A 19,499-nucleotide genomic window follows, 5' to 3' on the forward strand; every position below is an offset into this window, starting at 1 on the left:
CAGAACAACCGGATTCCCGTGCCATGCCCGCCGCCTTTCTTCCCTCGCGAAGCCTGATCCGCCTCACCGGCAAGGATGTGCAGGATTTCCTGCAGGGGCTGATCACCACCGACATCGATTCGCTGCCGGAAGGTGAGGCTCGGCCGGGTGCGCTGCTGACGCCGCAGGGTAAGATCCTGTTCGATTTCCTGGTCTGGCGGGAGGGAGATGGTTTCCTCATCGAAACCGAGACGGCCCAACGCGAGGCGCTGATGCGGCGGCTGACGATGTACAAGCTGCGCGCAGCCGTGGATATCGCCGCCGGTCCGGAAGACGGTATCACCGTGTTCTGGGGTGATGATTCGGGCAAGGGCTCGGTGAAGGATGCGGCCTTCGCCAAGGCCGGAATCCCCCTTGCCCGCGCTCCCGGCAAACTGGATGACGGGCCGGAAGAGGCTTATCACGCGCTGCGAATCGAAGCCGGCATCTCGATCTCCGGTCACGACTATGCGCTGCAGGACGCCTTTCCGCACGACGTGCTGCTCGACCAGACGGACGGACTTTCCTTCCGCAAGGGCTGCTATGTCGGCCAGGAAGTCGTCTCCCGCATGCAGCATCGCGGCACGGCGCGGCGGCGGGTGGTGATCGTTTCGGGCGAAGCCGCCCTGCCCGCCTCCGGCACCGAGATCGTGGCCGGCGGCAAGCCGGTCGGCGCGCTTGGATCCGTTTTCGGAAACAAGGGGCTGGCGATCGTGCGCATCGACCGCGTCGGCGACGCTTTGGCGCGTGGTGTGGCGCTTTCAGCCGGCGACGTCGCGGTCAGCCTGACGCTTCCGGCCTGGAGCGGGCTCTCCTTCCCCGCCGAGGCTGAAGAGGCCGAGACGTGAGCCCAGTGGTGACGGCACCACGTGCCTGGCAACGAATGCTGTCGGGACGCCGGCTCGACCTGCTCGATCCCTCGCCGCTCGACATCGAAATCTCCGATATCGCCCATGGGCTTGCCCGCGTCGCCCGCTGGAATGGCCAGACGCGCGGCGACCATGCCTTTTCCGTCGCCCAGCATTGCCTTGTCGTCGAGGAAATCTTTCGCCGCTGCAACGAAGACTGCACGGCCGACGCGCTGCAGATGACGATGCTGCACGATGCGCCGGAATATGTGATCGGCGACATGATCTCGCCGTTCAAATCGGTGGTCGGCGGCGGCTACAAGGCGGTCGAGCAGCGGCTGGAGGCGGCGATCCACCTGCGTTTCGGCCTGCCGCCGCATCCGAGCCGCGAACTCAAGGCGCTGATCAAGAAGGCCGACACGATCGCTGCCTTTTTCGAGGCCACGGAACTTGCCGGCTTCTCGGTCACCGAGGCTCGGAAATTTTTCGGCCAGCCGCGTGGCATCACCCCCGACATGCTGACGATCCAACCGATGCCGGCGCTGACGGCGCAACAGCTTTTCCTCGACCGGTTCCATCAGATCGAGGCCGAGCGCAACGCCGTGGGCAAGACGCCATGACCGCGATCGTCGTCTGCCCGCTCGGCTCCATCGCTGAGACAGCCGTTCGGCACAAGGCGCGCGAAATGGTGAGCCTGGTCGCCGAGCGCCAGGATTTTCACCGGCCCGGCGTGATTTCAGCCGAGCGTCACTTGAAGCTGGCGATGAACGATATCGGTTTTGCCGGCACGGGAGGCCTGATCGCCCCGAGCGAGGCGCATGTGGAAAGCCTGATCGGCTTCGTGCGCGATTGGGACCAGTCGGCGCCGATCGTCATCCATTGCTGGATGGGCGTCTCCCGTTCGCCTGCCGCAGCGGTGATCGCCGCGCTCTCGCTGCACCCGGAAGAGGACGATTTCGCGCTGGCTGCGAGGCTTCGCAGCGTCGCGCCGCATGCGACGCCGAATACGCGGCTGATCGAGATCGGCGACCGGTTGCTCGGCCGCAACGGCCGGCTGATCGCTGCCATCAAGGGGATAGGCCGCGGTACCGAGACTGATGGCCGAGCCTCCTTCATCTTGCCGCTAAAAACCTCGCCTTGAACCTGAAAGTTGAATTTTCCTAATTGTTTAGCTCGGAGCAAAAAAGCTCCACTTTTATCTTGACCTCGCGGCCTGCTGCGCCAATTAACGGCGAAACTAAAAATCGGGAGCAGACCGCCGGATGGACCAGGCGTCGGAATTTGTTGTGGCTACCAGGGCGGCACTCGCTCAGTTGAGCGCGCTGGCAGTGCAATATTCCTTCTCCGCCGTCGGTGCGATCGTTCTCCTCATTCTCGGCTGGATGGCCGCCGGCCTGATCAGCCGCTGGGCCCATCGCGGCCTGTCGCGCATCCACGGCATCGACGCGACGCTGTCGCAATTCTTCTCCAATATCATCCGTTATGCGATGCTGGTTCTCGTCGTCGTGATGGTGCTCGGCCAGTTCGGGGTGCAGACGGCATCAGTGCTCGCGGCTCTCGGCGCGATCGGCCTTGCGGTTGGCCTCGCGCTGCAGGGTACGCTGCAGAACATCGCGGCGGGCATCATGCTCCTGGTCCTGCGGCCGTTCCGGGTGGGGGAGAGCATCGAGACTGGCAGCGTCACCGGCACGATCGTCGATGTCGGACTGTTTGCGACCGAACTTCGGACCGCCGATGGCGTCTATCGGCTGGCGCCGAACTCGACGTTGTGGAACGTGCCGATCACCAATTACAGCCGGCTGAAAACACGCCGCAACGAGATTTCGGTCAGCATCGGCACCGACCGCGACATCGGCCGGACCCAGGCGAAACTGATGGCGATCGCCAGCGGCGACAGGCGGGTGCTGAAGGATCCGGCGCCGACCGTCTACGTGTCCGAATTCGATGCCGGCAGTGCCAAGCTGACGCTGCGCTACTGGACGAAGAGCAGCGACTGGTGGGAAACCGGCCGTGACCTGACCAGGGACGTCAAGCTCGCCTTTGATAAGTTCCCTGGCGACAAATCGCCGGAACAGATTCCAGACCCTCAGGTAGAAACCCGCGACGTCACCGGTGAGAGCGGACCTCCGGCTCCTCACGGTGCGGACGAACCGGTTACGCAGCGGACCTGAAGGAAAGGATGCATCGGGGCCGGCTTTTCACGAGGAAGCCGGCCCCGATGCCCAAATTTTTTACGAGAATCTGCTCGGCGATCGCCGTCACACGGCTTTGAGGTCGTATTCCTCACTGCCCGACCAGACGATGTCCCAGGAAGCGCCCGGACGGACGTTGCGGATGGCCGTCGGTTCGAAGGCAACGAGACAGCGGCCCTGATCGTGCCGTACCGACGGATAGATCAGTCCATCATGCCCGTCGCGCCTCAATCTTTCGGCGAGCGCCTGCCCCTGGGGGTAGCCGATCGCGGGATCCGGATCGAGCGCCGGGTGTTCCCTCTCGTCGGCGATGTCCGGATACTCGCCGATAAAATCCGCCAGCAGTTCGACATAACGCGCCGTTTCCTCAAAGACGCCGATGAACCGCAGTTCCCGCGTCTTGTGGAAGGCGACCTCGGCAATCGACGTCATTGTGTCCCAGCTGCAGTACCAGGCGCCGCGGTTTTCGTCGTTGAAGCGGTTTCCGCCTTTTCGCGTGTAGGTGAAGGCGGCGTTGATATGCGTGTTGCCATAGACCTGCAGGTCGTGCTTGCGGCGTTTCCAGGCGAGCTCGCGGCGGTCGAGATAGAGGTTCAACCCCCGCTCGGCGGTCAGCCGCGCGCTGGTCATGCCCTCGATCTCGGCAAGGATCGCCAGTTCCTCGTCGTTATCCACCAGGCCGCGCAGGCTCGGCGGCTTGTGGTAGGTCGCCGGGATCAGCCGCACCAGCGCCCGGTCGCTGACCGAGGTCACGATCACGCACCGCCCCGCAGGGCATCGAGGTAGTTTCGGACCGCGAGGAATTGCGGCAATCCCTCGTCGATCAGCGTATCGATGGGGCGAGTGCCGCGAAACAGCGGCCCCTCGTTCGGCAACGTCATCCATCTGGAAGCAATCGGATCGCTGAAATAGAGTTTCAGGGCCTTGTAGATGCCGATGACGGCGCTGAGGCGCAGCATCTGGTCCTTGGTCAAGCCTCCCGAATAGCCAGGTTTTCGGGCACGTTTCCAGGTGCTTTCCGACATATCCGCAAGGGCCGCCGCCTCGTTCACCGGCACGCCCCACTCGGCGACGACATTGCCGAAGGCCTTCAGCGCAACGGCCGTCAGCTGCTCCGCTTTCTCTTTTCTGGCTGCGACTTCCATGGCAAGCTCCTGCTTCGCCTTGAAATTAGTCCATTTGCACTGAATGTAAAGGCCATATGAACCTTTTTGATACATTGTCGGGATTGACGCTATTGCTATCGCTTGCGGGAACTGTCTGCGAAAGGTCGGTACCGCCGCCGATCCAGGGGCCGAGCGTTGCCGAGGTCGTCGAGCACTTGCGGGGTGTTTTCCAGGCCAGATGACCGGCGCGGATGGGACACGGCCATTGCGGCACGGGACCGTGACCGACACTCGACCGGCGCCCGATTGGTCGTGGAACACGGCTCTTCCCTTCCCTCGGCCGGCAATTGTATAACCGGTTGATTGAACCCTTCACCCGCGAGCGTGCCGATGATCGAAATCCTCCTCCTGCTGCTGGTGATCCTGATGGTGGGTCTTTATCGCAAGACATCGACCCGAGTGGCAGCGCTCGAAAAGGAGCTGGAGGCGATCAAGGTCGGACTGCTTTCCACGCAGCCGGTTTCTACGGCGGCACCCGTGGCTGCCCCGGCGACGGTTCCCGCTGCGGCGGCTGTTATCGCCACCGAAGCGGCGACCCAAGAACCGGCAGTTCGGGCAGAACCGGTGCTCCGGGCCGAACCGGTCGTGGCAGAGGCCGTGCCGGAAGAGACGATTGCGGCAAGCGTGGCCGCCGAGGACGTTGCGGCCCGCGAAGAGGCTCCCGCACCGGTCGCGACGACGACACGGACACCAACGCCCGCAAAACCGAAAAACCGCGAAAACCTCGAAAGCTATCTCGGCGCCCGCTGGCCGGTCTGGGTCGGCGGGGTGGCGCTTGCCTTCGGCGGCATCTTTCTGGTGCGCGCTTCGATCGAGGCCGGGCTGCTCGGACCGGGCGCGCGCCTCGTGCTCGCCTGCCTGTTCGGTCTCGTGCTGATGGCCGGCGGCGAGATCGTCCGGCGGCGGGCGATGCCGCATGTATCCGACCGGTTCAGCAATGCGATGATCCCCGGCGCTCTGACGGCGGCGGGTGCGGTGACGCTGCTGGGCGCGATCTATGCGGCCTACGGCGTCTACGAGTTCATCGGAGCGACGCCGGCCTTCATCCTGCTCGCGCTCGTCTCCTTCGCAACGATCGGGCTGTCACTGCTGCACGGGCAGGCGCTGGCCGGGCTCGGCCTGCTCGCCTCGCTGTTGACGCCGGCCCTCGTCGCCAGCGAACAGCCGAACGCCAACGCGCTGTTCATCTTCCTCGGCCTCATCTGGGTCGCGGTCAACGCGGCCTCGCGCTTCCGTCGCTGGACCATCGTGCCAATGCTCGCCAATATCGGCATCGGGCTGTGGGCGATCGCCTACACGTTCGGCGCTAATGATTTCGACCCGATGCCCCCGACGCTGACGCTGATCGTGATGATCGCCGGCACCGGCTTCTTCTGGCCGGGTGCCGTCTATGGCACCGGCCGTGTCGCAAAGAGCGGCTGGAGCGGGCTGCTGGGCCGCCAGCCGCTGACCATCACGCTCTCGGTCGCGATCATGTCGGTTCTGCCGGCGCTCGCCATGCTGGTGGCGGATTCAGTCACCGGCATCGCTCCGTATTTCGCCTCCGCTGCCGTGATCGCGGCACTCGCAGCACTCGGCGCCAGCCGCGCCTATACGGTTTGGCCGGCGATGATCGCCGCCGGCGGGGCGGTGCTGAACCTCTTCGTCGTGGCGCTTTTGCTCCTCGATACCTATGTGCCGCAACCGGTCGGCAACGAACCGCTGCCGGTCGTGACCTACGCGACGGAAGTCGGCGTCAGCCTGCTGCTCGGGGCGGTCTTCACCCTGCTCGGCTTTGCGTTCCTGAAGCGCTTCCGCAAGACCGAACCGGAATTTTCGATGGTCTGGAGCGTGCTGATGTCCGGCGCGCCGGTGGCGCTGGCGACCATCAGCTTCCTCAATTTCGGCAATCTCGGGCACGACTGGACCCACGGGCTTTACGGCCTCGGCCTCGGCCTCGTGCTGCTGGCAGGCGCCGAATGGCTGTTCCGCGACCGCGACGAGACGAGCGAAGGAGGCATCGACTGGGCGGCCAACCTGGTCGTCGCCGGATCGTTTGCGGGCTTCACCTTGGCGCTGCATGCTTTGACCAACGGCATCGTCACCACCATACTCGTGTCGGTGCTGGGTTTTGCCTATGTGCTCGGCATGCGGGCGCGGCCATGGCCGGCGCTTCCCTGGATGATGGCGGCGGCGATCCTGATCGTGTTCGGGCGGATCGCCTGGGAGCCGACACTGATCGGCCAGAACAGCCTTGGCACTACGCCGTTCTTCAACGCGCTTCTGCCGGGCTACGGTATTCCGACGCTGCTGGCGATCGTGACGGCCTATCTGCTGAAGGACTCTTCGGATTTCCGCATCCGCAACCTGATCCAGGCGCTTGCGTCGCTGGCCTCGCTGATGACGGTCGCGGTTCTGGTGCGCCATGCGATGAACGGCGGCGTACTCGACGACCGGGTGCCGACACTGGGCGAGCAGTCGATCTACACGCTGCTGACGGTCGGTTTCTCAGGGATCTTGATGACGCTCGATTTCAAACGCCCAAGCCCTGTCTTCCGCTGGGGTTCGATGATCGCCGGGGTGCTCGCCACCGCCAATGCGCTGTCGCTGCACGTGTTTGGCCTCAACCCCTATTTCAGCGGCGAAAACACCGGCGCCTGGCCTTTCTTCAACCTGCTGCTGCTCGGTTATCTCCTGCCAGGCCTCGCCTATGCGCTGGTCGCCTATTATGCACGCGGGCGGCGGCCGATGCCCTACGTGATCATGCTGGCGCTGGCCGGCGCGGTGCTGGGTTTCCTCTGGGCGACGCTTTCGGTGCGGCGCTTCTGGCAGGGGGAGAACATCGCCGACTGGAAGGGCTTCATGGCCGCCGAGACCTATACCTATTCGGTGGTCTGGCTGCTGATCGGCGTGGCGCTGCTGGCGATCGGCTCGAAGCTCAACGCCAAGAGCCTGCGGCTCGCCTCCGCCGGTCTCGTGCTCGTCGCCGTGGTAAAGGTGTTCCTGGTCGACATGTCGAACCTCGAGGGGATTCTTCGGGCGCTGTCGTTCATCGGGCTCGGCGCGGTGCTGATCGGGATCGGGCTTTTCTACCAGCGCATTCTGGTGAACAAGAGCGGTGAACCCGCCGCCATTGATTCCCAGGAACCCGTTTCGTGACCGTTTCGCTTGTCTCTTCCTTGGCCGCCGCATTTTCGCCTTTCGAGGCGCTTGCCGAAACCTTGATCCCGCATGCGACCGAGGGCGACGACGGCTCGCACGACATCGCCCATATCGTGCGCGTGTTCCGCAACGCGATGCGCATCCATGCCAAGGAGGGCGGCGACGGGCGGGTGCTGGCGGCCGCCGTGCTGCTGCATGACTGCGTTTCGGTGGAGAAGAACTCGCCGCTGCGGGCACAAGCCTCGCGGCTGGCGGCGGAGAAGGCGTCAATGATCCTTGGCGATCTCGGCTGGGACAAGACAGATATCGCGGCCGTCGCGCATGCGGTGACGGCGCACAGCTTTTCGGCCAATATCGTGCCGGAGACGCTGGAGGCCAGGATATTGCAGGATGCGGACCGGCTGGATGCGATCGGCATGGTGGGCGCGGCGCGCTGCTTCTATATCGCCGGGCGGATGGGGTCCGGCCTCTACGACCCGGCCGATCCGCTCGCCAGACACCGCCCGCTCGACGACAAGGCGTTTGCGATCGACCATTTCGAAGTGAAACTGTTCAAGCTCGCCGACGGCTTCCAGACGGCCGCGGGGCGGGCTTTTGCCACCGAGCGGCATCAGCGGCTGAGGCAGGTCCTCGACCTCTTCATCGACGAGATCTGAAGGAGACTTCCCATGCGGATCAGCGAACTCAACGTCTATCCCCTGAAGAGCGGCCGCGGCATCGCGCTTGACGAAGCGGAGATCACGGCCGCGGGCATTCCCGGCGACCGGGAGATGATGGTCGTCGATCCGACCGGCATGTTCATCACCCAGCGGGAACTGCAGCCGCTTGCCAGGCTCGAGGTCTATCCCGAAGCCGGTTCCGTCCGCTTCGCGATGGAGGGCAAAGGCGAGATCCGCGTCGCCCGGCCGCCGACTGAGCGGCGCATGGAGACCGTGGTGTGGAAATCCAGCGTCAACGCGGCGCTCGCCGACGATGCGGCCAATGCGGTGCTGTCGGGCTGGCTCGGCCGGGACATCCGGCTGGTGTTCTTCGACCAACAGGCAAGACGCGTCGCAAACCCCGAATGGGCGGGCGACAATTCGCCGGTGACCTTTGCGGACGGCTACCAGGTGCTGGTGACCACGACCGGATCGCTTGCCGCGCTCAATGCGGACATGGCGGCCAGGGGCGAAGGCTCGGTCGGCATGGAACGGTTTCGGCCGAACATCGTGCTCGACCACAACGAACCCTGGGCGGAGGACAGCTGGACCGGCATCGAGATCGCCGGCATCCGCTTCGATTTCGTCAAGCCCTGCGCCCGCTGCATCATGACCACGCAGGACCAGCGGACCGGCTCGCGCGACGTGCCGGACCCGATCCCCGCCATGGGCCGTATCCGCATGTCCGCCGACCGGCGCGTGCCCGGACCGCTGTTCGGCTGGAACGCCGTGCCGCGCGGCACCGGGCGGATGAAGATCGGCGACGTGGCGACGGTGGTTGGCGAACGGGCGGAGGCCTGGGCGATCAAGCGGCGGGCTTGAGCAACTGACGGAAATTGGTTGGCGGCGAAGGCGCTGGAGATGATTGCCGGGGTAGCCCCTCATCCGCCTGCCGGCACCTTCTCCCCGCACGTGGGGAGAAGGACTTTTGCCGCAACCTCTCCGGTCCCCCTCGCCCCGCGTGCGGGGGTCCGGAGGACGGGTCGAGACCCGTGGCTCGACCCCGTTGGTCGCCGAGCGCAGCGGAGGCGGGGTGAGGGGCTGCTCCCCGCAGAAAGTCACTAAAGAGATCACTCCGCCGGGTTCAACGCCCCTGCCCCCGGCACCGCCTGCCGATCCGGCCGGCTCAGCAATCCATAACCGGCGAGCATCGTGGTGAGCGCCAGCGCGCCGCCGGCGACCGCGACCCAGAAGCCGTTGGAGGCGCCGTAGGCATCGATCGTCCAGCCGGCGAGCGAGGAGCCGGTGGCAAAGCCGATGCTCATGCCGGTCATGGCATAGGTGATGCCTTCGGTGACCTGCGACGAGGGAACGATGCGTTCGATCAGGGTCATGGCGCTGATGAAGGTCGGTGAGATCGCAGCGCCGGCAAGGAAGATGACGGCCGTCAGCCCCCAGAGGCTGCCGACGAAGGGCATGGGCAGCGTGGTGACGGCGGCAACCAGGCTTGCAAACAGCAGCCGGCGGGCCAGCGACGACTTGAACTTGATGGCGCCGAAGACGATGCCGACCACGAAGGAGCCGGCGGCATAGGCAGACAGGATATAGCTGGCGGCACCCTTGTTGCCCATCGCTTCCGAGAAGGCGACGACCGAGACTTCCGCCGTGCCGAAAATGACGCCCATGCCGGCGCAGAGCACGACCAGGAACCACATGGCAGGCAGCCGCATGACCGAACCACCGCGTTTCATCCGCTGCGGATCGACCTTCGGTTCGGTCGATTTCTGGACCACGAACAGTGCCGTGCCGACGGCGAGGAACGCGGCGGAAGCGAGTACGCCGGCTTCCGGGAAGAGCGCGACGCTGAGGCCGATGCCGAAGACCGGGCCGCAGATATAAACGAGCTCGTCGATGACAGATTCGAAGGCGAAGGCGGTGTGCAGTTCCGGCCGGTCGCGATAGATCTCCGACCAGCGGGCGCGCACCAGCGCCATCATGCTCGGCATCAGCCCGGCGACGAGGGCGAAGGCAAACAGCGTCCAGATCGGCCAGCGCATCCAGGCGGCGGCAGCAAGGCCGATCAGCGCGAAAAAGGTGACGAACGTCGTCGGCACCAGCACCGCCGACTGCCCTTTCGCATCCACCCAGCGCGACACCTGCGGGGAGATGAAGGCGTTGGCGAGCGCAAACGTGGCCGAGACCGCGCCGGCCAGCCAATATTCGCCATGCGTCTGGGAGAGCATCGCGACGAGGCCGATCGTCGTCATCGGCAGCGGCAGCCGCGCCACGAAAGCAGCAGCGGAAAAACCTTTGGTACCCGGCCTTGCGAATATTTCGCGATAGGGATTGGGCATAACCTGCTCCTTGGGTTATTTTGAATGAGGACTTACATACGCCGCGTATGCAAGGTAAATAGTCGCATACGTTTCGTATGTCAATTCACATACGGAGCGTATGCAAATAATTTGGAGTCCGCATGGCTGAGAAGATGGCAGACAAGATCGTCACCGATATGGCTCCCGGCACGGCCCGCAGGAGCGCCGCCAGGCCGCGCAAGGAAATGATCGCCGAAACGAAGGCCAAGCTGATCGCCGCCGCAAGGCACGCCTTTGCGCGCCAGGGTTACGCCGAGGCCTCGATGGACGATTTCACCGCCGGCGCCGGGCTGACGCGCGGGGCGCTCTATCACCATTTCGGCGACAAGAAGGGCCTGCTGATGGCGGTGGTCATGCAGATCGACGCGGAAATATCAAACCGTCTCTGCGAGATCTCGAGCCGGGCCGACAATACCTGGCGCGGCTTCGTCGACGAATGCGTCGCCTATATAGAGATGTCGCTGGAGCCCGAAATCCAGCGGATCATGCTGCTCGACGGACCGGCGGTGCTCGGCGATCCGTCGCAATGGCCAAGCCAGAGCGCCTGCATCCGCACCACCACCGCAAGCATCCAGAAACTGATCGACGAAGGCACGATCCGTCCCGTCGACGCCGAAGCCACCGCCCGCCTCGTCAACGGCGCGACCTTGAGTGCCGCACTCTGGATCGCCAGTGCCGAGGACCCGGAGGCCGTGTCGAAAAAGGCGGTGGAGGCGTTTCTGACACTGGTTTCGGGGTTGCTGGTGGAGCGGTGAGTGGGGGGCTGAGCTTGTGTGGTGTAACTGCGATCCGACGTAAGTTCCTGAGATCAGGAAAATGGGGGGATGTAAGAAAGACCTTTTGAGTCCGCTTTCACCCCGAAGCGGTAGTTTATATTTTCGGGAAAGTCAGGCGGACGCTGGTGATTGCTAGTTAGTCGCAAACAAGTCTGTTCGATTTGCGACAGGCGGGGATTCAACGCGGTCACAAACAACAAAGGCAGTACCGCTCCATTCAACGTCATATTGATTGAGCTTGCTGGTGAGCTTCCTACGGCCTGCCATTGCCTGCAGCGCTGGAAGCGCCTGATCTCTTGTCATCGAGATGCTAAAGAGCTTTCCGCCAGTGGCGGTTAGGTACGCGAAGAGCCAGCCAAGCATGACGGATGCCGCTCGCACAAGCGGGGTTGCCTCCAACATAATCGGTATGCATGACGCCAACCCGATACCCAGCCCAATACCAATTCGAATTTTTCTCTTGCGGCTTAGCGCTCCCTCCACGTCAGCGCATAAGGCCATGACCGCGTCACGATCCTCTTGCTGCTTCGCAGCTAGTTGCGCACTCAGGGAAGATGCTTGCAGTTCCTTCTCTTTTTGGATGCCTTCCATTTGCTCGTTGGCTTGGTCCAGCCGCCTCTTTCCTTCGGCTTGAGCCTTTTTCAGGGATTCTCGGCTTTTCTGACGCTCTTCTTCCAGATGCGGGTGCAGCATCTCCTCCCAAAGCTGCGGGAGATTATCTTCAGTTATGACATTGGTCACACCGAGTGTTTTGTCCATAAGGGCTTGCGCGCTTCGATCCTGAGAGATCAATAAGTCGAGCTGACGGGTCTTGTCCTCGTCTCCCAATGCATCGGTGAGGCGCTTTACTGCATCAACTACACCAGGGCGGATCGCGAGTACGTGCTCGCAGCTCGCGAGTAGCATCCGCTTTGGAATGTTGAGATCACCGGCTCCCATACCGGTGCGAAGCCACATGGCAGTTGCCAGTACTCGGCGGTGAACAACCGGCGGCACCGTCTCATCGGTAGATGAGGCCATTTGCGAGGAAGTTCGGCGCACTATTTGAGCAAGGAGACCATTTCGGGTCAGCGCGACGGCATGCGATTTGAATATGTCTCTGCTGGTTCTGCCGCGTCTTTGCCTTACAACGAAGGCAGTGACGTCGGTGTCATGCTCTCGGGCGCGCGGGTTTTCTGCGAAACTCAGCTTGCTATAGAGGTCTTGCCAGTTTTCTTTTGTGAAGTATTGATGCTCAGATGGATTTTGGTCCATAGTTCTGTGCGCAGCTTTGACGCCTTGTTTTTCCAACAGGGAAGCTGGGTCCCGCGAGACTTCTGTCACATACTCCCGCAAGACTTCGCGCCGTAGCATTGCTTGAGCAGTTGGGCCTGTAGGTCGCGGATTTCTCAAGACCGCCTGTAGGCTGTTTTTTATCTCGTCGAGGCTCTGCCCGAATATCCGGACCGAAGCACCAATTCGAATAAGTTCAGCAACTACAGGCGCCGTATTTTCACGAGCCGATTTTCCCGAAACACCCAGAAGCTCCATTGCCACCGGTGCATCGAGATAGACGACAAGATCCGTTTTATCGACAGAAGTTACAGGCTTTACAAAGTCCTGTACTACTTCAGTTAGTAAACCAATTGCGGCAATACGGGCCAGAACCTCCGCACTACTTTTGTCTCCCTCGATAGCGTGCTTCACGAAACGTGCGCACAGGAATTTTTCTTCATCGCGAAGAGAGGTTGTATTCGGAACATCAATGACCTTCCGGAGTTTTCCCGCCGCATCCGGCTTAAAGCTAGATTTAAACTCTATACTCTTTTCGCTAAATGCTTCAACGTAGAGGAGCCACTCAACAAGTATATCCTCAAATTCCTCCACTTCTCTTGGTAAAGCCGTAAGTGGAGAAAGATTCTCTGAGAAATTCTTAAATTGAATGGCGATGCGACGTAGCTCAGCTTCAACGGTTCGCACCGATTCGTCTGAGTTTTCTTGAAGCCCCATTTGGATTGTATAGCTAGTGTCTTTCGTCCCGGCGATGTCGGCGGCAATCCAACCTTGGCGCTCCAAATATGGAACAAATGCCTCAACAAGATCAGAATTGAAATTCCACTTGTATGTTTCTCGGACGGATGAAGCAATGACGTCTGGATCAAGTTTATTGCCGTTATGCTGACGCAGGATCGGATCGAAAAAGGGCAGTATCCCTTCCATCAGGCTTCCACTGTCACTTCCGAGCGCCGTCAGGGCACCGTAGATGCGGACAGCAGAGCGAGTAAGCTGTTTTGTCATGACGGGCCTAAACTGCCTATTTTCCAGTTGCTTAGATCACATTACCACCACTAGCTGAATCAAGACCGCTTATCTAGCGTATTTAGCTAGAGATTTGTTCAGTAAGAGTGCTAGGGTGCGAAGCCACCGCGCCTGTGCAAGCGAATGTCAACGGTGCATCGGTGATTGATCCGTAAAGCGATTCAACATCTCGGCAATCTTCGAAGATCGGCAATTGGCGTAGCGCATAGATATTGACTTAATCCTCAGTTGCCTCCCACTCCCCCGCCCCATGCATGGCAGCTATTCGCAAAAGCAGGTTGTCCGGCCCCTTGCCGAACGGTCAGAACGGGGTCATCACCGTAAGCCGCCCTGCTTCCCATGCGCCGACCGGATTTCCGTCCGGGCGGTTTGTCGAAAGAGACTGCCTTCATGACCCCTCGGTCCACCGGCCTCATCTGCGCCATCGCGGCAGTGACGATCTTTTCGATGCAGGACGGGATTTCCAAACATCTGGGCAGCGTCTATCCGCCGATCTTCATCACCATGATCCGCTACTGGGCGTTCGCGGGCTTTGCGTTTGCGCTGGCGAGCCGCTCGGCCGGCGGGGTGAAGGTTGCGGCGAGCGCCAGCCGGCCTTGGCTGCAGGTTGCCCGCGGCGCGCTTCTGGCGGTGCAGATCGTCATCTCGATCTTCTCCTTCTCGCATGTCGGGCTTGCGGCGAGCCACACGATGTTTGCAGCGACGCCGCTGGTGGTCGCCTGTCTTTCGGTGCCGTTTCTCGGCGAAAAGGTCGGCTGGCGGCGGTGGACGGCGATCGGCGTCGGCTTTATCGGCATCCTGCTGATCGTCAACCCGCTCAACGCCACGTTCGATGCCAGGATCGTCATTCCGATGGTCGCGACGCTGATGTTCGGGCTCTATTCCGTCATGACCCGGCTTGCCAGCCGCACCGACACGTCCGAAACGGCCTTTTTCTATACCGGCGTCGTCGGCGCGGTGACGATCACCTTCGTCGGTCCGTTCTACTGGACCCAGGTCACGCCTGCCGACTGGCTGTGGATGCTGGTGCTCTGCATCACCGGCATGAGCGGGCACTACCTTCTCATCCGCGCCTTCAACCTGCTCGATGCGGTGGTCGTGCAGCCGATGACCTATATCCAGTCGGTGCTGGTCTGCCTGATCGGCGTCTTCGTGTTCGGCGAGGTGATGACCGCCAACATGATCCTCGGCGTCGCAATCGTCATCGGCGCCGGCATTTTTACCATCTGGCGCGAGGCCCGGCTCGGGCGCGCGACCCCGCCGGCGATCGATCCGCCGGGCACGCCGTAAGGGGCGTACCATCAATCCCGGTGATGGATTGATTGAGCAAAAGTTGTTTTAACACCGCAAGCGCACGCGGTATGTTTTGCCCCTTGAGTTCGAGGAGGTCCGCATGCCCACGTCCGCATCGCCATCCGTGCGCCCCTCGGGGCGGAGGCCGGCTTCCATGCCCTGGCTGATCATCGTCGCCGGCGCCCTGATCGCCATGCTGACCTTCGGCCCGCGCTCGGCCATGGGTTTCTTCCAGCTGCCGATGCTCCACGATACCGGCTGGGACCGCTCCACCTTCGCGCTCGCCATGGCGATCCAGAACCTTGCCTGGGGGCTCGGCCAGCCATTGTTCGGGGCGCTTGCCGACAAATACGGCACCGGGCGGGTGCTGACCCTTTCCGGCCTGCTCTACGCCTGCGGCCTGATCCTGATGTCGACTGCCCATTCGGTCCCGGTGCTCTATCTCAGCGGCGGCGTGATGATCGGGCTTGCGGTCGGCGCCGGCTCGTTCGGCACCATCCTGTCGGCCTTTGCCCGCAACGTCACGCCCGAACAGCGGTCGGTCGCCTTCGGCATCGGCACGGCTGCGGGTTCGGCCGGCATGTTCCTGTTTGCGCCATTGAGCCAGGCGCTGATCAGCACCTACGGCTGGTCGGACAGCCTCGTCTACATCGCCTTGCTGATGCTGCTGGTGCCGGTGCTTGCCTATCCCTTGCGCGGCAATTCCAGCTCCGGCACCCAGTCGCAGTCCGAGGTCAAGCAGACCGTCGGCGAGGCGCTGCGCGAAGCCTTCGGCCACCAGAGCTATCTTCTCCTGACCTCCGGCTTTTTCGTCTGCGGTTTCCAGGTGGCGTTCATCACAGCGCATTTCCCCGCCTATCTCGGCGATATCGGCATCGCACCCGCTTACGCGGTGATCGCCATGGCGCTGATCGGCTTCTTCAACATCATCGGCTCGTTCGGCGCGGGCATGATCGGCCAGCGTTATTCAAAACCCTATTTCCTCGCCTATATCTATATTGCCCGGTCGATCGCGGTCACCGCCTTCCTCATTCTGCCGCAGACGCCCGTCTCGGTGATCGTGTTTGCGATCGTCATGGGGCTTTTGTGGCTTTCCACCGTGCCGCCGACCAACGGGCTCGTCGCCATCATGTTCGGCACGCGCCATCTCGGGCTCCTGGGCGGCATCGTTTTCCTGTCGCACCAGGTCGGCTCGTTCCTCGGCGTGTGGATGGGCGGTTATCTCTACGACCGGTTCGGCTCCTATGATCCGGTCTGGTGGCTCGGCGTGGCACTCGGCATCTTCGCCGCCATCGTGCATTGGCCGATCCAGGAAAAGCCGGTCGACCGCGGCTTGTTGCGGCCTCAGCCGGCGGAGTAACGCGGCTTCTTGCAGACGGTCACCCGAGCGCAGGCACCCAGGAATGCCGGTGCTGGTCGTAGACGGCCTGCGAGGGTGCCGGGAAGCCCGGATCGGCGAACGAGCCGACACCGACCGCGATCAGATCCGGCCTGCGCTGTGGCTCCCAGAACACCGTCGAACCGCAATCCGGACAGAAATGCAGGTTGACCGCAAAGCCACTGTCCCCCAGGCGGGCATAGGCGGTGCTTCCCCCCTCGATGCGCACCTGGGCGCGGTCGAAGAAGGCGCCGATGCCATAGGTGCTGCCGGTCCGTTTCTGGCATTCGAGGCAATGGCAGAGCGAGACCTTGACCGGCTCTCCTTTACAGATGGCCCGCAATTTGCCGCAGGCGCAGGTGGCTATCCGCTCCATGGGTTCCTCCTTCAGCTGGATTTCTCGTTCAACCGGCCTGGCGTTCCGTATCCTTCGAAAGCGCCTTCAGCGCCGCCTGGACGAAACCGTCACGGGCGGCGTTTTCCGTCAGGCCGCGGGGTTCGTAGACGTGGCGGTGCAGGAAATAGCCGGTGAGCCGGAACGCCTCCGCCATGCTGTCGCGATCGGCGGCCGAAGCGGCGCCTTCGCTCAAGAACCCCGGCAGTGCCAGCATCCGGTCGGCATAGGGCATGCCCGCCTCGCGGGAAACGGCGCGGCCGGTTTTCGGCGAGACGTAGACGAGGTCTTTCCGCCCGCCGGTCGCGGCGCATTCGGTGAGGTCGAGGCCGAAACCGAGGTCGTTCAGTACAGCGAGCTCGAAACGCACGAAAAGCTCACCGGCATCGGAGGGGTCGTCGAAGGCATCGAGGATGATGTCCAGCGCTTCGAAGAGATGCGGATGCGGATCGCGCTCCGGCAGCAGGCGCAGCAGCGCGCCCATGGCCTGGACGCCGTAGACCGCGGTCGCCGTCTCCATCAGCTTGGCGGCGCGCAGGCGGATCGGTTCCAGCTTGAACTCGCCCAGATGTTCGTCGAGCCGCGCGCGCCAGACCACTTCCACCCGGTTTCCGGCCTGCAGCACCGGTTGCATCGCCCGCGAGCGGCCGGAGCGAACGAGGCCGAGATGCCGGCCGCGGCCACGGGTCATCAGCTCGGCGATGACGCTCGTCTCGCCGTGGCGCTTGACGCCTATGATGATCGCTTCGTCCTGCCACTGCATGTATCTGTTCAAGATCCTTCCGAGCCGATTCAACAATAGAGCATAAGTCCTTCGGACTGAATCGGTTTCTGCTTTCCCCGGTCTGCAGCAAAGATGCAGGTGTCCATGGGCTTGCCTGGAACAAATCGGCCTCCATTTGGATTCCTGTGCGAAATTCGCACGTCAAATACGACCCTTGGGAGTCTCCATGAAACACGCCCTCTTTGCCGCCCTCCTGGCTGCCTCGCCTGTCGCCCTTGTCGCTCCCTCGCCCGCTGCGGCGCAATCGCCACAGCTCGAACAGGCCTGCATCTCGGTCGCCAAGAATTTCCTGCTGGTGCCCTCGCTGAAGACGGGTATCGTCCAGTCCTTTCCGGAACTGGACCCGCCGGGCGCGCGGCTGACCTATTCCACCCGCGAGGAGCCCAAGCCGACCGATTTCAGCAACGAGATCGAGTGCGAATTCGACAAGGGGCAGCCGCCCTTCCGCTTGCAGCGCTTCTGCATTTCCGACACCTGCTACGGCCCCAACGAACAGGACCAGGACCGTCGCCGCCGTTACCTGGAGGTCAGGGCGCTGATGGACCGGCAGAAGTGAGGCGGGGAACCTATTTGCCGAGCACGTTGAGCGCCGACGTGAGATAGCGCGCGGCGAGCATCTGGCGGCGTTTGGTGGCAAGCCAGAGAGCGGCGCGGCAATGGTGCTCCAGCGGATCGGTCGCCGCAGCCGCCGTGGGCTGGATCATCACGGTGCCTGAATAGATATACGGGACACCCTCGGCATCGCGCAGACACCGACCATTCGCCGCGACGTCGATCCGGCGCCCGTCCGGATGGGTGACGCGGTAGTTTTCCTGGTATGCGAACCCTGTGACGATCGCATCGTGGATCGCCTTTGCGACCCGCTGCCTATCGCCCTCGTTGATGTAGCGGATGACCCTCTCGATCGGGGCGCCGGCAGCCAGTTCCTGATCCGAAACGCCGAATATGGAGGCAATCACCTGATCGCCATACACCTTGTTTTCCGGCACGATCCAACTGTAAAAGCCGACGGAATTCGGATCATCCGAGCCCGTGCCTTCATCTGCTGATCCGCCATCCGACATTCATGACTCTCCGCGCCATTTTGCCGATAAATTGGATCTTCGGCTCAACGTTAGCAAGTCATTATAATGATGGATAAAAATCGCTAACGAGATACTCCGTCCGTGGGTATCGCTCGCGGCGGTTGACGCCGCCACGTGGCGGCGCTGGCGGATGTGGCAGCGTTGGTTCAGGACTTCGGGAATTCCAGGCCCATCTCGCGAAAACGCTCGGGATCGTCGCCCCAGTTCTCGCGGACCTTGACGAACAGGAAGAGGTGGACCGGCTGCTCGAGGATTTCGGAGAGTTCCTTGCGGGACGCGGTGGAGATTGCCTTGATGGCGTCACCGTTCTTGCCGAGCGCGATCTTCTTCTGGCTGTCGCGCTCCACGTAGATCACCTGTTCGATGCGCACCGAACCGTCCTTGCGCTCCTCCCATTTCTCCGTCTCGACATGGCTGGCGTAGGGGAGTTCCTGGTGGAGGCGCAGGAAGAGCTTTTCTCGGGTGATCTCGGCGGCCAGCTGGCGCATCGGCAGGTCGGAGATCTGGTCTTCAGGGTAATACCAGGGGCCTTCCGGCAAGGTTTTGGCAAGGTAGTCCATCAGGTCGTCGCAGCCGGAGCCTGTCGTTGCCGAGACCATGAAGGTGCGCTCGAATGGCACCGCTTCGTTGGCGGCGGCGGCGAGCTTCAGCAGGTCCTCGTGGCGGACGCGGTCGATCTTGTTCAAGACCAGGATTTTCGGCTGGTGGACTTCCTTCAAGCCTTCGAGGATCGCCTCGGCGTCGCCGCGGATGCCGCGTTCGCTGTCGATCAGGAGCAGGATCAGGTCGGCATCCTTGGCCCCGCCCCAGGCCGAGGTCACCATGGCGCGGTCGAGCCTACGGCGCGGCTTGAAGATGCCGGGCGTGTCCATGAAGACGATCTGGGCGTTGTCGTGGATGGCGATGCCGCGCACGATGGCGCGCGTCGTCTGCACCTTGTGGCTGACGATCGAGACCTTCGCGCCGACGAGCCGGTTGAGAAGCGTCGATTTGCCGGCGTTGGTGGGGCCGATCAGCGCCACGAAGCCGGAATGGGTCGGGCCACCAGCCTGGGTTTTGCCGGCTTCGTTCTCTTCACCGGGAATGTTGTCGTTTTCGGTCATGGTGTCCAAT

General features: G+C 62.6%; 19 protein-coding genes. 11 read left to right on the forward strand and 8 right to left on the reverse strand.

All coding sequences use genetic code 11. From position 1 onward, the window contains the following. Positions 1–23 precede the first annotated feature (23 nt). The 4 genes from ygfZ (at position 24) to AC1DLT_RS23085 (ending at position 3,037) form a co-directional block, all read left to right on the forward strand. Entirely contained in the window at positions 24–866 is an 843-nt protein-coding gene (ygfZ, locus tag AC1DLT_RS23070) for a CAF17-like 4Fe-4S cluster assembly/insertion protein YgfZ (RefSeq protein ID WP_477488300.1), read from the forward strand. A 35-nt stretch (positions 867–901) separates the two neighbouring features. Continuing rightward, entirely contained in the window at positions 902–1,486 is a 585-nt protein-coding gene (locus AC1DLT_RS23075; protein WP_477488401.1) for a YfbR-like 5'-deoxynucleotidase, read from the forward strand. Then, positions 1,483–2,007, forward strand: coding sequence for a tyrosine phosphatase family protein (locus tag AC1DLT_RS23080; RefSeq protein ID WP_477488301.1), 525 nt, complete (start codon positions 1,483–1,485; stop codon positions 2,005–2,007). The genes AC1DLT_RS23075 and AC1DLT_RS23080 overlap by 4 nt, the downstream gene beginning before the upstream one ends. A gap of 121 nt (positions 2,008–2,128) precedes the next feature. Further along, entirely contained in the window at positions 2,129–3,037 is a 909-nt protein-coding gene (locus tag AC1DLT_RS23085; protein ID WP_477488302.1) for a mechanosensitive ion channel family protein, read from the forward strand. Between the two features lie 87 nt (positions 3,038–3,124). Here AC1DLT_RS23085 and AC1DLT_RS23090 read toward each other — a convergent pair whose 3' ends face one another. Together AC1DLT_RS23090 and AC1DLT_RS23095 are read right to left on the reverse strand one after the other, a co-directional pair. Next, on the reverse strand, positions 3,125–3,817 hold the full coding sequence (locus AC1DLT_RS23090; RefSeq protein ID WP_477488303.1) for an RES family NAD+ phosphorylase: 693 nt from the start codon (positions 3,815–3,817) through the stop codon (positions 3,125–3,127). After that, a complete protein-coding gene (locus AC1DLT_RS23095; protein ID WP_038585217.1) occupies positions 3,814–4,203 on the reverse strand; it encodes an MbcA/ParS/Xre antitoxin family protein in 390 nt (129 codons plus the stop codon). Before AC1DLT_RS23095 ends, AC1DLT_RS23090 begins: the two co-directional genes overlap by 4 nt. Before the next feature lie 351 nt (positions 4,204–4,554). Between AC1DLT_RS23095 and AC1DLT_RS23100 the strand changes: the two genes are divergently transcribed. The 3 genes from AC1DLT_RS23100 to AC1DLT_RS23110 are packed head-to-tail and all read left to right on the forward strand — an operon-like array spanning position 4,555 to position 8,885. Further along, entirely contained in the window at positions 4,555–7,362 is a 2,808-nt protein-coding gene (locus AC1DLT_RS23100) for a DUF2339 domain-containing protein (protein ID WP_477488304.1), read from the forward strand. 20 nt (positions 7,363–7,382) lie between these two features. Then, complete coding sequence (locus tag AC1DLT_RS23105) at positions 7,383–8,021, forward strand: HD domain-containing protein (RefSeq protein WP_477488402.1); 639 nt, start codon at positions 7,383–7,385, stop codon at positions 8,019–8,021. Between the two features lie 12 nt (positions 8,022–8,033). Then, complete coding sequence (locus AC1DLT_RS23110; RefSeq protein ID WP_477488305.1) at positions 8,034–8,885, forward strand: MOSC domain-containing protein; 852 nt, start codon at positions 8,034–8,036, stop codon at positions 8,883–8,885. Between the two features lie 248 nt (positions 8,886–9,133). Here the strand turns inward: AC1DLT_RS23110 and AC1DLT_RS23115 are convergent, their stop codons facing one another. After that, positions 9,134–10,357: an MFS transporter gene (locus AC1DLT_RS23115; RefSeq protein ID WP_477488306.1), complete on the reverse strand. Its 1,224-nt coding sequence runs from the start codon at positions 10,355–10,357 to the stop codon at positions 9,134–9,136. 158 nt (positions 10,358–10,515) lie between these two features. Here AC1DLT_RS23115 and AC1DLT_RS23120 point away from each other — a divergent pair, with 158 nt between their 5' ends. Then, the gene (locus AC1DLT_RS23120; RefSeq protein WP_477488403.1) at positions 10,516–11,133 is read left to right on the forward strand and encodes a TetR/AcrR family transcriptional regulator; all 618 of its coding nucleotides are present in this window, start codon (positions 10,516–10,518) and stop codon (positions 11,131–11,133) included. Positions 11,134–11,286: 153 nt separating this feature from the next. On the opposite strand, the gene AC1DLT_RS23125 is transcribed toward AC1DLT_RS23120, so the two are convergent. Next, positions 11,287–13,353, reverse strand: a complete 2,067-nt coding sequence (locus AC1DLT_RS23125) for a hypothetical protein (RefSeq protein ID WP_477488307.1) — start codon at positions 13,351–13,353, stop codon at positions 11,287–11,289. Between the two features lie 489 nt (positions 13,354–13,842). Between AC1DLT_RS23125 and AC1DLT_RS23130 the strand changes: the two genes are divergently transcribed. Beyond that, a complete protein-coding gene (locus AC1DLT_RS23130; protein ID WP_477488308.1) occupies positions 13,843–14,742 on the forward strand; it encodes a DMT family transporter in 900 nt (299 codons plus the stop codon). A gap of 103 nt (positions 14,743–14,845) precedes the next feature. Continuing rightward, entirely contained in the window at positions 14,846–16,105 is a 1,260-nt protein-coding gene (locus AC1DLT_RS23135; RefSeq protein WP_477488309.1) for an MFS transporter, read from the forward strand. A gap of 19 nt (positions 16,106–16,124) precedes the next feature. On the opposite strand, the gene AC1DLT_RS23140 is transcribed toward AC1DLT_RS23135, so the two are convergent. Then, positions 16,125–16,499: a GFA family protein gene (locus tag AC1DLT_RS23140; RefSeq protein WP_477488310.1), complete on the reverse strand. Its 375-nt coding sequence runs from the start codon at positions 16,497–16,499 to the stop codon at positions 16,125–16,127. 28 nt (positions 16,500–16,527) lie between these two features. Beyond that, positions 16,528–17,280: a DNA repair protein RecO gene (gene recO / locus AC1DLT_RS23145; RefSeq protein ID WP_477488404.1), complete on the reverse strand. Its 753-nt coding sequence runs from the start codon at positions 17,278–17,280 to the stop codon at positions 16,528–16,530. A gap of 187 nt (positions 17,281–17,467) precedes the next feature. On the opposite strand from recO, the gene AC1DLT_RS23150 reads away from it, so the two are divergent. Beyond that, positions 17,468–17,857, forward strand: a complete 390-nt coding sequence (locus tag AC1DLT_RS23150; protein ID WP_051899676.1) for a hypothetical protein — start codon at positions 17,468–17,470, stop codon at positions 17,855–17,857. Positions 17,858–17,867: 10 nt separating this feature from the next. Here AC1DLT_RS23150 and AC1DLT_RS23155 read toward each other — a convergent pair whose 3' ends face one another. Both AC1DLT_RS23155 and era read right to left on the reverse strand, forming a co-directional pair. Then, positions 17,868–18,365 (reverse strand): PAS domain-containing protein, encoded by a 498-nt coding sequence (locus tag AC1DLT_RS23155; RefSeq protein ID WP_247036733.1) that lies wholly within the window; start codon positions 18,363–18,365, stop codon positions 17,868–17,870. Between the two features lie 167 nt (positions 18,366–18,532). After that, positions 18,533–19,489: a GTPase Era gene (gene era, locus AC1DLT_RS23160; protein ID WP_247036734.1), complete on the reverse strand. Its 957-nt coding sequence runs from the start codon at positions 19,487–19,489 to the stop codon at positions 18,533–18,535. Positions 19,490–19,499 lie beyond the last annotated feature (10 nt).

Source organism: Neorhizobium sp. 05N33 (assembly GCF_056397445.1).

What these genes read in the sequence shown, in the direction of transcription:
- ygfZ (WP_477488300.1), top strand. Translation starts at nt 24, where the DNA reads ATGCCCGCCGCCTTTCTTCCCTCGCGAAGCCTGATCCGCCTCACCGGC.
- AC1DLT_RS23075 (WP_477488401.1), top strand. Translation starts at nt 902, where the DNA reads ATGCTGTCGGGACGCCGGCTCGACCTGCTCGATCCCTCGCCGCTCGAC.
- AC1DLT_RS23080 (WP_477488301.1), top strand. Translation starts at nt 1,483, where the DNA reads ATGACCGCGATCGTCGTCTGCCCGCTCGGCTCCATCGCTGAGACAGCC.
- AC1DLT_RS23085 (WP_477488302.1), top strand. Translation starts at nt 2,129, where the DNA reads ATGGACCAGGCGTCGGAATTTGTTGTGGCTACCAGGGCGGCACTCGCT.
- AC1DLT_RS23095 (WP_038585217.1), bottom strand. Translation starts at nt 4,203, where the DNA reads ATGGAAGTCGCAGCCAGAAAAGAGAAAGCGGAGCAGCTGACGGCCGTT.
- AC1DLT_RS23100 (WP_477488304.1), top strand. Translation starts at nt 4,555, where the DNA reads ATGATCGAAATCCTCCTCCTGCTGCTGGTGATCCTGATGGTGGGTCTT.
- AC1DLT_RS23110 (WP_477488305.1), top strand. Translation starts at nt 8,034, where the DNA reads ATGCGGATCAGCGAACTCAACGTCTATCCCCTGAAGAGCGGCCGCGGC.
- AC1DLT_RS23115 (WP_477488306.1), bottom strand. Translation starts at nt 10,357, where the DNA reads ATGCCCAATCCCTATCGCGAAATATTCGCAAGGCCGGGTACCAAAGGT.
- AC1DLT_RS23120 (WP_477488403.1), top strand. Translation starts at nt 10,516, where the DNA reads ATGGCTCCCGGCACGGCCCGCAGGAGCGCCGCCAGGCCGCGCAAGGAA.
- AC1DLT_RS23125 (WP_477488307.1), bottom strand. Translation starts at nt 13,353, where the DNA reads ATGGAAGGGATACTGCCCTTTTTCGATCCGATCCTGCGTCAGCATAAC.
- AC1DLT_RS23130 (WP_477488308.1), top strand. Translation starts at nt 13,843, where the DNA reads ATGACCCCTCGGTCCACCGGCCTCATCTGCGCCATCGCGGCAGTGACG.
- AC1DLT_RS23135 (WP_477488309.1), top strand. Translation starts at nt 14,846, where the DNA reads ATGCCCACGTCCGCATCGCCATCCGTGCGCCCCTCGGGGCGGAGGCCG.
- AC1DLT_RS23140 (WP_477488310.1), bottom strand. Translation starts at nt 16,499, where the DNA reads ATGGAGCGGATAGCCACCTGCGCCTGCGGCAAATTGCGGGCCATCTGT.
- recO (WP_477488404.1), bottom strand. Translation starts at nt 17,280, where the DNA reads ATGCAGTGGCAGGACGAAGCGATCATCATAGGCGTCAAGCGCCACGGC.
- AC1DLT_RS23150 (WP_051899676.1), top strand. Translation starts at nt 17,468, where the DNA reads ATGAAACACGCCCTCTTTGCCGCCCTCCTGGCTGCCTCGCCTGTCGCC.
- AC1DLT_RS23155 (WP_247036733.1), bottom strand. Translation starts at nt 18,365, where the DNA reads ATGTCGGATGGCGGATCAGCAGATGAAGGCACGGGCTCGGATGATCCG.
- era (WP_247036734.1), bottom strand. Translation starts at nt 19,489, where the DNA reads ATGACCGAAAACGACAACATTCCCGGTGAAGAGAACGAAGCCGGCAAA.